The following is a 9,674-nucleotide window of genomic DNA, read 5'->3' as shown; positions in this document are numbered from 1 at the left end:
GGACGACAGGATTTGAACCTGCGACCCCTTGACCCCCAGTCAAGTGCGCTACCAAGCTGCGCCACGTCCCGGTGCGCTCTCCCACAGTCGGCCGCTTGAGACCACCCGTGTGAGCGCGCAGGTCAACCCTACCCCATGGGTGCGGGCCGACCCGCTGTGCCCGCGTCAGCCGTGCGCCACGGTCTCCTGCTCCGCGGCGGTCACCTCATCGGCGGCGCGGGCCTCGCCGGTCGTACGGCCGCCGCGGCGAGTCGGCACCAGCAGCGCGGCCAGAGCGGCGGCCAGGCAGAGCAGGGCCAGCAGGGTGAAGCCGTGGGTGTAGCCGGAGGCGTACGGCAGGCCCGAGGGCTGGAGGTTGCCGGTGACCAGGACGCCGGTGACGGCGGCGCCGATGGATCCGCCGATGGTGCGGATGTTGGCGTTCATGCCGGTGGCGGCGCCGGTCTGGTCGGCGGGGACGCTGCCCACGATCAGGTTGGCCATGGAGGCGAAGGCGAGTCCGATGCCGAGCCCGAACAGGCCCGCGACCAGGGCGACCTGCCACTGCTCGGTGTGCCACAGGGCGAGGAAGCCGCAGGCCACCGCGCCGAGCGCGGCACCGGTCGTCAGGAGCGTCTTGGCGCCCAGGACCGGCTCCAGTCGGCCGCTGAGCACACCGGACAGGAACATCGCGACCAGCATCGGCAGCATGAGCAGTCCGGCGGCGGTGACGCTCGCGCCGAAGCCGTACCCGGCCGACGAGGGCGTCTGCACGAAGCCCGGCAGGAAGGACCAGATCGAGTACATTCCGGCGCCGAAGAGGAGCGCGGCGGTGTTGGTGGTCCACACGGCCGGCAGCTGCATGACGCGCAGGTCGATCAGCGGGGTACGGGAGCGGGCCTCGGTGTACAGCCACAGCGCGAACAGCGCGACGGCGGCGGCGAACAGGCCGAGCACCCGGGCGGAACCCCAGCCCCACACGCCCGCCTGACTGAGCGGCAGCAGCAGGGCCACCAGCCAGGCCGACAGCAGTGCGGCGCCGGACCAGTTGACCTGTCCCTCGGCCCGGCTGGGCGACTCGGGGACGTACCTCACGGCGATGAGCGTGGCCACGGCGACGATGCCGACCGGGAACCAGAACAGCCACCGGTAGTCGAGCGCGGTGACGATGGGCCCGGCGGCGACCATGCCGACGCCGCCGCCCGCGGCGATGACGGCGGACAGGTTGCTGATGCTGCCGCTCACCTCGGACGGGGCGAACTCGTCCCGGATGATGCCGAAGGAGAGGGGGAACAGGGCGCCGCCGACGCCCTGGACGACCCGGGCGACGATCAGTACGCCGATGCTGGGCGCGAGCGCGGCGAGCAGACAGCCGACGGCCACGGTCACCAGGACGGCGACGAGGGTGCGTTTCTTACCGATCAGGTCGCCGACGCGGCCGAGGATCGGGGTGAAGACCGAGGCGGACAGCAGATAGGCCGTCATCACCCAGGTCGCGGTGGACTGCGAGGTGTGCAGGGCGTGCTGGACGGTCGGCAGGGCCGGCGCGATCAGCGACTGGAGCATGGAGAACACGCCGGCACCGGTCGCGAGGACCGCGAAGGTGAGGCGGGTGGACTTGCGGGGCATGAAGTGCCTCTCCGAACACAGGGTGCGGCCGAAGCCTCTGACCGCGGTCGTCGGTGCGGACCCGGTGCGCCCTGCGGGCGGGCACGGGGACGCCGAGCGGCCGTGGTGAGCGGTCGCGGAGGGGATGGACTGGCAGGAAGACGCGTGCGGCCGCACGCGTCCACGGCGAACGCACCACGCACTGCTAAAGTGGAGGTACACCTCCACTCTAGCGGAGGCATCCCTCCGCTTCAACCGAGCCAGCCCCGGGAGGCAGCCGTGACCGCCCAACCGTTCCCCGTCAGAGAGATCGTCGCGGCCCGCCGACCGCACCGGAAGGACGCGGCCCGCAACTACGACGCCCTGCTCGCCGCCGCCCGCGAGGCCTTCGCGGAGCACGGCGCGGAGGCCTCGCTGGAGGACATCGCGCGCCGCGCGGGCGTCGGTATCGGCACGCTGTACCGGAACTTCCCCACCCGCCGCCATCTCTTCGAGAGCGTCTACGCGGACGAGGTCAACGCCTTGTGCCAGGTCGCCGAGGAGGTTGCCGACCGGGAGCCCTGGGATGCCCTGACGGCCTGGCTGGACCGGTTCGCGGGCTACATGGTGACCAAGCGGGCCGTGCGGGAGGCGCTCAACGACGAGTCGGAGATCTTCGCCGCCTGCCGCGCGTCCATGTACGCGGCCGGGGGCCCGCTGTTCACCCGGGCCCAGCAGGCCGGCGAGGCGCGCACGGACATGGACTTCGTGGACCTGCTGCGCATGGTCGCGGGCATCACCGCGACGACGTTCGACGACGACGCCCAGCGCGACCGGGTGCTGTCCGTCGCCCTCGACGGCGTGCGGACCACCCGCTGAGATCACCCTAGCTTTTTATTGCCTGACTCAAATAAATTCCTCGCGTCAGGCGCTGGCCCTCCCCCCGGGCCGCCGCAGTCCCAGCGAACGGAACCACATGTCCCTCCTGGCCCGCCCGGCGGTGGCCACCCTCGCCGCCAAGACGATGCAACGGATGACCCTGCTCGCCGACCGGCGTTCCAGCGGGCGCGGCTCGGCGGCGGCCTCGCACGCCCGCTTCCCCGAATTCCCGCGCACCGTGAAGGAGTTGACCATACCCACGTCCGTCGCCGAGGCCCGGGTGACGGTGTACCTGCCCGCGCCCGAGGAGGCCGGCGGGGCGGCGCCGCCGGTGCACGTCAACTTCCACGGCGGCGGCTACGTCATCTCCCTCACGGAGATGGACGACCCGCTGTGCCGCTTCCTCGCCGCACAGGCGGGGGTCGTGGTGATCAACGTGGATTACGTGGTCGCCCCGCAGCACCCGTTCCCGGCCCCGCCGAGGCAGGCGTACGAGGTCGTCCGCTGGGTCGCCGAGCACGGCGCCGAACACGGCTGGGACGGCGGTCGCCTCACCGTGGGCGGGCAGAGCGCGGGCGGCGGACTCGCCGCGGCCGTGGCGCGCCAGGCCCTGGAGGAGGGCGGTCCCGCGATCGCGCTCCAGGTCCTGCACTATCCCCCGCTGGACCTCGCGACCGGTGCGCGGCACAAGCGGGCCGCCGTCGACCGGCCGATGCTGCGGCCCTGGATGGCCGACATCTTCGACACGTCGTACGTCCCGGACGTCCGGCTGCGCGCCGACCGGCTGGTGTCGCCCGCCCACTCCTCCGACACCGCGGATCTGACGGGCATCGCCCCGGCCCTCGTGATCACGGCCGAGTACGACCTCCTGCGGGCGGAGGCCGAGAGCTACGCCGACCGGCTGCGGAAGACGGGCTCCCTGGTAGGGCATCACGACGTGGCCGGGGCCGACCACGGGTACGACGGCTCGGACGACGAGAAGGCGCGGGAGACGTACGCCCTGATCGCCCGTCACGTGCGCGAGGCCGTCCGCTCCTGAGGAGACGGCTGCCGCCGACCGTCCCTTCCACAGCCGGCGGCATCCGGTCCCCGCGCTGCCGTCAGGCGATGGGCGTGGGCGCGGTGATCCCGAACTTCTCGGGCCATGTGACGCGGACGTTCGCCGAGACCGGCAAGACCGTGGAGCACCTTTCGGCCCAGGACCAGATAGGCAAGGACTGAGCACCAACCGGCCGTCCAGTAGCGCCGTCAGGGTTCTGCCATGAGACTGACGGTTCTCGGCGGCTGCGGCGCCTGGCCCACCGCCGAACCAGGCGTGCAGCGGCTACCTCGTCGAGTACGCGGGCTTCCGGCTGCTCGTCGACCCCGGTTACGCCACGCTGCCCCGGCTGCTCCCGCACGCCGCGGTCGACGCGATCGACGCCGTCCTGGTCAGCCACGGCCACCCCGACCACTGCGCCGACCTCAACGCCCTGCTGCGCGCACGGGGGTTGAGCGACACCCCGCCCGCCGGCGTTGCCCGTCTTCGCGCCCCACGGCGCCGTGGACGCCGTACTGGCCCTCGACAAGCCGAGCATGCTCGCCGGTGTCTACCGTGTGCACGGGTTCCACCCCGGCGAGCGGCCGGAGATCGGCCCGTTCGCCGCCGACACCCGGCTGTTGCCGCATTTCGTGCCCGATGCCGGCATCCGGCTCCGTACTCCGGAGTCCGTGCTCGTCTACACCGGCGACACCGGTCCCAGCGACGACATTCCGCGCCTCGCCGAAGGCGCGGATCTCTTCTTGTCCGAAGCCACGTACATCCACCGGGTCCCCTCCCCCACCGACGCGCCGTACCTGCTGACCGCACGGCTGGCCGGCCCGTACGCCCGACAGGCGGACGCCGCCTGGCTGTCGCTCACGCACCTGTGGCCGGGCACGGACCCTTCGGAGGCCGTGAAGGCAGCCGCGGAAGCCTTCGTCCGCCCCTTGGACGTCGCCACTCCGGGCCTGGTCATCGACCTCTGACGCCGGACGCCGGCCCCGCGTCCGCTGCTGTGGCCGGCGTCCGCCCTCTCCCTGAAGCTCACTGCTCAGTGGGCGCTGACGAGTTCCTGCCGGGCGCTGCTCTTCGGTGTCTGCCGGGCGCCGCGCACCGCGGCGATGCCGATGAAGACCATGGACGACAGTCCGGCGAGGGCGAAGGCGGTGAAGCCCCAGTCGCCGTTGCCCGTGGCCAGGAGCTGGCCGCCGAGCCACGGACCGAAGACGGCACCGAAGCGGCCCATGCCGGAGGTCCAGCCGACGGCGGTGGCGCGGTTGTACGCGTTCGAGCGGATCGACACCGTCGCGTAGATCATCGTCTGGGCGCTGTTGAGGAAGACGCCGGTGAGGAAGACGACCACCATGGTCGCGGTCATCGGCATGTGGACGCTGAGCAGGAACACGCCCGCGGCGGTCAGCGCGAACCAGATCGCCGAGATGCGCGGGGCGCCGGTGGGGGTCCCCCCGCCCGAGCGAAGCCGAGGGTGGGGGAGGTCCGCGGCCCGGCCGGCGACCAGCATGCCCACGATGCCGCCGAGATTGAAGACGACCACGAAGGACAGGGCGGAGCCCAGTTCGTAGCCCTCGGCGCGCATCAGGGTGGGCAGCCAGGTGGCGACGCCGTAGACCAGCAGCAGGCCACCGAAGGAGGCCAGCCAGTACAGCAGGGTCTGGATCCACTCGCCGCCGCGGAACAGGTTCACCAGGTTGGTCCAGCGGTCGGCGGCGCCCGGCTTGTCGGACTTGGCGGCGGGCAGCTCGACGTCGTAGCGGGCGGCCAGCGTACGGGCCTCCTCGCCACGCCCCTTGGCGACCAGGAAGCTCAGCGACTCGGGCAGGAACCTGGCGAGCACCGGAGCGAAGAGCAGCGGCAGCACGCAGACCCAGAACGCGGCACGCCAGCCGACCGGGTCCACCAGCCACTTGGCCACGTAGGCGGAGAGGATGCCGCCCGCGTGGTGCGCGGTCATCAGCAGGCCGATGACGATGGCGCCGCGGCCGCGCGGGGCGTAGTCGGAGACCATGCTGATCGCGGTGGGCAGCAGGCCGCCGAGGCCGACGCCCGCCAGGGTCCGGCCGAGGCCGAAGACCGCGACGCTGTCGGCGATCGCGCACACGGCCGAGGCCAGCGAGAACAGAACGACGCAGGACACCATCAGCTTCTTGCGGCCGATCCGGTCGGCGATCGTGCCGGCAGCCAGGGCGCCGACCAGCATGCCGAACGTGGCGTAGCTGCCGAGGTCGCCGGCGGTGTCCGCGGTGAGGCCGAACGTCTTCGTCTCCAGCAGGTGCGGCAGGACCGAGCCGTAGATGAACATGTCCAGGCCGTCGAAGAGGACGGCCAGCCAGCACAGGCCGACGACCAGAAGGGCCAGTCTGCTGCCGCGGGCGGACAGGGGGGAGGGGGAGGAGGACATCCCTCTTGTTTTCCTCTCGTGCGGGCGGGGTGCCCCGACGCTAGAGACCCGCGAGGATGCTCGTCACGTTTTTGTCAACAATCTCATCGGCAATGAGGCTTCGCGTCGGGGCGACAGGCGGGGGGGTGCTACGCGACCGGCGGCGTGCCGTGCGTGTGGAAGGACTCGATGGTCTTCAGCCCCCAGGCCTGCCCCTTCTTCCGCTCCTCCTCGGTCCAGGTGATCAGCGGCCAGTCGGGCGCCAGCACCAGCCGCGTGAGCGGGTTGCACAGCTCGATGCGGTTGCCGCCGGGCTCGTAGACGTACAGGAAGAACGTCTGCTGGATGGCGTGCTTGTGCGGGCCCGCCTCGATGAACACACCGTTGTCGATCGCGAGGTCCGCCGCGCGCAGGATGTCCTCGCGGGTGTCGGTCGCGAACGCGATGTGGTGCAGCCGGCCGGCCGAGCCGGTCCAGTCCGAGGTGTAGACGACGTCGTACGACTTGTTCGTGTACGTCAGCCAGCGCGCCGCGATCGTGCCCGTGTCGAGCCGGATCTGCTCGGTGGGCCGGGCGCCGAGGACGTTCTGCTGGAACTCGGCGTTGGCGAGCACGTCGGCGGCGAGGAAGTTGATGTGGTCCAGGCGCCGCACCTCCACGCCCCGGTTGGGCTTGGCCTGCGGCTGGTTCTTCAGCGCGGGCTTCAGCTCCTCGGGGGCCCGGTAGTGCTCGCTCTCCCAGTACAGGGCGTGCTCGTGGCCGTCCGGGTCAGTGATGACGTAGAGCTTGCCGAGGCCGGGTTCGTCCTCGACCCAGTGCCCGCTGCCGCCCGTCTCCTCGATCGCCTTGACGCGGCGCTGGAGGGCCTCCTCGCTGGAGGTGCGCAGGGCGAGCCGGCCGAGGCCGGGCTGCTCGCGGGCGGTGAGGACCAGGCTGTGGTGCTCGTAGTCGTCGAAGGTCCGCAGGCGGACGGTGTCGCCGTCCTGGCCGTTGACGGTCAGCCCCAGATAGTCGGTGAAGAAGGCGACGCTGGCGTCCAGGTCCGGGGTGAACAGCTGGGCGTGGCCGATGTGGGCGATGTCGCCGAGCGGCGGAGTCATCGTTGACCTCCTTGGGTGTGCGGGGGAAGCGGTGCCGTCTCGGCGGACCTGGGGAAGACGGTGCCGTCGAAGATCTTGCGGGCCGTGCGGACCACGGCGGTACGGCGGGCGCGGGGCGGGCCGTCGGGGGTGGCGTCGAGGCTGCTCTCGATGTCCAGGAACCCCGTGGGATGTTCGATACGGACGCGGTCGCTGCCCGCGTCGAGTTCCGCGAGGTCGGCCCCCACGCTGCCGTCGATCCGCAGTCCGGCGGCGACACTGGCCGCGCCCAGCACCCCGATCGAGGTGTGGCAGCGCACCGGGATGAAGGTGCGGGTGGTGACCGCGCCGCCGTCCCTGGGCGGGGCGAGCAGCGAGAGCTTGGGCACGGTCGCGTTGGAGACGTCGCCGAGGCCCATCAGGCGGCCCGCCTCCAGGCGGATCGTGCGGAGCCGGCCGGTCAGCTCTTCGTCGGCCTCCAGCTCGGCGGGCGATTCGTAGCCGGTGACCTTGAGCGAGGCGGCCTCGATGAGGACCGTCGGCATGCCGTTGTCCACGCAGGTCACGGGTACGCCGTCGATCTCGTCGCGGACGTGGCCGGTGGGCAGCAGCGAGTTCTCGCCCGGCGGGAACTCGATCACGACCGGCGCGGCCGTCCCCGGCACGCCCGAGATCTCGGCGTTCCCGGTGTAGCGGACCCGGCCGCCGGGCGTCGGGAAGGTCGCCATCGCGTGGTCGCCGGTGTTGACCATGCGGATCCGGACGGAGGTCTCCTCCTCCCCCGCCGCCACCAGCCCGCGTTCGACGGCGAACGGTCCGATGCCGGCGAGGATGTTCCCGCAGTTCTGACGGTCACTCACCTCCGGGTTTTCCACGACGACTTGGAGGAAGAGGTAGTCGACGTCGGCCCGCGGGTCGGCGGAGGGCGAGACCACGGCCACCTTGCTGGTCAGCGGGTGCGCGCCGCCCAGGCCGTCGATCTGCCGCTCGTCGGGGCTGCCCATGATCCGCAGCAACAGCTCGTCGCGCAGGGCCGGTTCGGCGGGAAGGTCCCCGGCCAGGAAGTAGGCACCCTTGGAGGTGCCGCCCCGCATCAGCAGACAGGGCACCTCCTCCGGCACGGGGGTCACGACCGCTCCCCCGCGTACTCGTCGTACGTCTTGTACTCGACACCGAGCCTCTTCAACGTCTCCCGCAACCCATAGCGGTCCAGGCCGAGTTGCCCGTCGATGAAGGCGGCGCGGGCCTTGGCCTCCTTGGCCTCGCGGGCCTCGGACGCCTCGACGGTGGCGCGTACGCGCTCCCGGGGGACGACGACCACGCCGTCGTCGTCGGCGAGGATCACGTCGCCGGCCCGGATCACCTGGCCGTCGACGGCGATCGGCACGTTGACCGACCCGCCGGTGGCCTTGACCGTGCCTTGCGCGGAGACGGCCCGCGACCAGGCCGGGAAGTCCATGTCGCGCAGTTCCTGGGTGTCTCGGATACCGGCGTTGATGATCAGGCCGCGCACGCCGCGCCGCTGGAGCGCGGTGGCGAACAGCTCGCCGAACATGCCGTCGGTGGACGGGGAGGTGGTGGTGACGACCAGGATGTCGCCCTCGCCGCACTGCTCCACGGCGGCGTGGATCATGAGGTTGTCGCCGGGCCAGCTGAGCACGGTGACCGCGGTGCCCGCGACCCGTACGCCCTGCTGGATCGGGCGGATCTCGGGCCCGAGCAGACCGGTGCGGCCCATGGCCTCGCTGACGGTGGCCACGCCGTACTGGGCGAGGGCGTCGACGTCCTTCGCGTCGGCCTTCGGCGGGTTGGTGACGATCACGCCGCTCATGCCAGCTCCTTCGCGATCTGCGGGTACGGGCGCATGTACGCCTCGGCCATGGTCTTGTGCGCGAGGCCCAGGTTGGGGCCGGCGTTCCGCTTGAGCTGGACGCCACGGCGAACGGCGAGGTCGGTGTAGTAGTCCCACAGGTGCTGCTGGGCACCCAGGCACTCCATGGCCTGTCGCTTGGTCTCCCACACCTCGGTGATGTCGAGGAGTACCTCGGGCCTGAAGCCGCTCATCTCGGGCTGGTGCGGCTCGAAGTAGAAGACCGGCGGGGCGCCGATGATCTCGCCGGGGCCGGGGTAACCGATGGCCTGGGCGAGGACCCTGGCCTCCAGGGCCATACGGTTGGCGGCGGGGTGGTCGCCGTTGTACGGGTCCTCGGCCGGGTGGGTGAGCACGATGTCGGGCTGGGTGTCGCGGTAGACCTCGACGAGCCGGTCGGTGAGTTCGGGAGTGACGAGCAGCGGGTAGTCGCCGGCGTCGAAGAAGCGGACCTCGGCGCCCAGGGTGGTCGCGGCACGCTCGGCCTCGTCCCTGCGTATCGCCTTGATCTCCTCCAGCTTCCTGCCCTCGCGCCAGGCCTTGGCGGACTCGCCACGCTCACCGAAGGTCAGACAGGCGATGGTGACCTTCTCACCACGGGAGGCAGCCAGGGCGATGGCTCCGCCCGCTCTCCATACGAAGTCCCCGGCGTGCGCGGTGATGACGAGTGTCGATCGTGGGACGGCGGGCGCGCCTGGGTCCGTCATTGCTCTCATCGCTCTCTGTTCGGGCGGTTCGCCTCCGGGGCGCTCCAGCCGCCGTCTAGCCGCCGACCGTGCTCGGCCCCTAGGGGGTGTTTCGAAAGTCCTGTGCGGTGCCCGCGGTGTCCGGTGCGTGCTCTCGGCGTGCCGGACGAAAGCC

The 9,674-nt window shown here is 71.5% G+C and carries 9 protein-coding genes and 1 pseudogene; 4 read left to right on the top strand and 6 right to left on the bottom strand.

Annotated elements, in window-relative coordinates; genetic code table 11:
• Positions 1-165: 165 nt before the first annotated feature.
• Positions 166-1,608, bottom strand: coding sequence for an MFS transporter (locus AC5P09_RS50210; protein ID WP_493880359.1), 1,443 nt, complete (start codon positions 1,606-1,608; stop codon positions 166-168).
• Positions 1,609-1,866: 258 nt separating this feature from the next.
• Between AC5P09_RS50210 and AC5P09_RS50205 the strand changes: the two genes are divergently transcribed.
• The 4 genes and pseudogenes from AC5P09_RS50205 (at position 1,867) to AC5P09_RS50190 (ending at position 4,452) form a co-directional block, all read left to right on the top strand.
• Positions 1,867-2,445, top strand: a complete 579-nt coding sequence (locus AC5P09_RS50205; protein WP_493880358.1) for a TetR/AcrR family transcriptional regulator — start codon at positions 1,867-1,869, stop codon at positions 2,443-2,445.
• 97 nt (positions 2,446-2,542) lie between these two features.
• Positions 2,543-3,484 (top strand): alpha/beta hydrolase fold domain-containing protein, encoded by a 942-nt coding sequence (locus AC5P09_RS50200; protein ID WP_493880357.1) that lies wholly within the window; start codon positions 2,543-2,545, stop codon positions 3,482-3,484.
• Positions 3,485-3,797: 313 nt separating this feature from the next.
• Positions 3,798-3,956: pseudogene (locus tag AC5P09_RS50195) on the top strand (MBL fold metallo-hydrolase); the annotation flags it as partial.
• 31 nt (positions 3,957-3,987) lie between these two features.
• A complete protein-coding gene (locus AC5P09_RS50190; RefSeq protein WP_493880356.1) occupies positions 3,988-4,452 on the top strand; it encodes an MBL fold metallo-hydrolase in 465 nt (154 codons plus the stop codon).
• 65 nt (positions 4,453-4,517) lie between these two features.
• Here the strand turns inward: AC5P09_RS50190 and AC5P09_RS50185 are convergent, their stop codons facing one another.
• The 5 genes from AC5P09_RS50185 to AC5P09_RS50165 all read right to left on the bottom strand — a co-directional run bounded on the left by AC5P09_RS50185 (position 4,518) and on the right by AC5P09_RS50165 (position 9,520).
• Positions 4,518-5,885 carry an MFS transporter gene (locus AC5P09_RS50185; RefSeq protein ID WP_493880355.1) on the bottom strand — a complete coding sequence of 456 codons (1,368 nt, stop codon included), beginning with the start codon at positions 5,883-5,885 and terminating at the stop codon, positions 4,518-4,520.
• A gap of 128 nt (positions 5,886-6,013) precedes the next feature.
• Positions 6,014-6,964: a catechol 2,3-dioxygenase gene (locus AC5P09_RS50180; RefSeq protein ID WP_493880354.1), complete on the bottom strand. Its 951-nt coding sequence runs from the start codon at positions 6,962-6,964 to the stop codon at positions 6,014-6,016.
• Complete coding sequence (locus AC5P09_RS50175; RefSeq protein ID WP_493880360.1) at positions 6,961-8,037, bottom strand: 4-oxalomesaconate tautomerase; 1,077 nt, start codon at positions 8,035-8,037, stop codon at positions 6,961-6,963. The genes AC5P09_RS50180 and AC5P09_RS50175 overlap by 4 nt, the downstream gene beginning before the upstream one ends.
• Before the next feature lie 32 nt (positions 8,038-8,069).
• The gene (locus AC5P09_RS50170; protein ID WP_493880353.1) at positions 8,070-8,774 is read right to left on the bottom strand and encodes a 4-carboxy-4-hydroxy-2-oxoadipate aldolase/oxaloacetate decarboxylase; all 705 of its coding nucleotides are present in this window, start codon (positions 8,772-8,774) and stop codon (positions 8,070-8,072) included.
• A complete protein-coding gene (locus AC5P09_RS50165; protein WP_493880352.1) occupies positions 8,771-9,520 on the bottom strand; it encodes a PIG-L deacetylase family protein in 750 nt (249 codons plus the stop codon). The genes AC5P09_RS50170 and AC5P09_RS50165 overlap by 4 nt, the downstream gene beginning before the upstream one ends.
• Between the last annotated feature and the right edge of the window lie 154 nt (positions 9,521-9,674).

The organism is Streptomyces sp. a15 (genome assembly GCF_059026085.1).
Note: the sequence above shows the minus strand (reverse complement) of the source record. Positions and strands in the feature narration are given on the sequence as shown.

Excerpts from the sequence above, each read along its gene's own strand:
- AC5P09_RS50210 (WP_493880359.1), bottom strand. The coding sequence starts at position 1,608 with ATGCCCCGCAAGTCCACCCGCCTCACCTTCGCGGTCCTCGCGACCGGT.
- AC5P09_RS50180 (WP_493880354.1), bottom strand. The coding sequence starts at position 6,964 with ATGACTCCGCCGCTCGGCGACATCGCCCACATCGGCCACGCCCAGCTG.
- AC5P09_RS50165 (WP_493880352.1), bottom strand. The coding sequence starts at position 9,520 with ATGACGGACCCAGGCGCGCCCGCCGTCCCACGATCGACACTCGTCATC.
- AC5P09_RS50200 (WP_493880357.1), top strand. The coding sequence starts at position 2,543 with ATGTCCCTCCTGGCCCGCCCGGCGGTGGCCACCCTCGCCGCCAAGACG.
- AC5P09_RS50170 (WP_493880353.1), bottom strand. The coding sequence starts at position 8,774 with ATGAGCGGCGTGATCGTCACCAACCCGCCGAAGGCCGACGCGAAGGAC.
- AC5P09_RS50175 (WP_493880360.1), bottom strand. The coding sequence starts at position 8,037 with ATGCGGGGCGGCACCTCCAAGGGTGCCTACTTCCTGGCCGGGGACCTT.
- AC5P09_RS50185 (WP_493880355.1), bottom strand. The coding sequence starts at position 5,885 with ATGTCCTCCTCCCCCTCCCCCCTGTCCGCCCGCGGCAGCAGACTGGCC.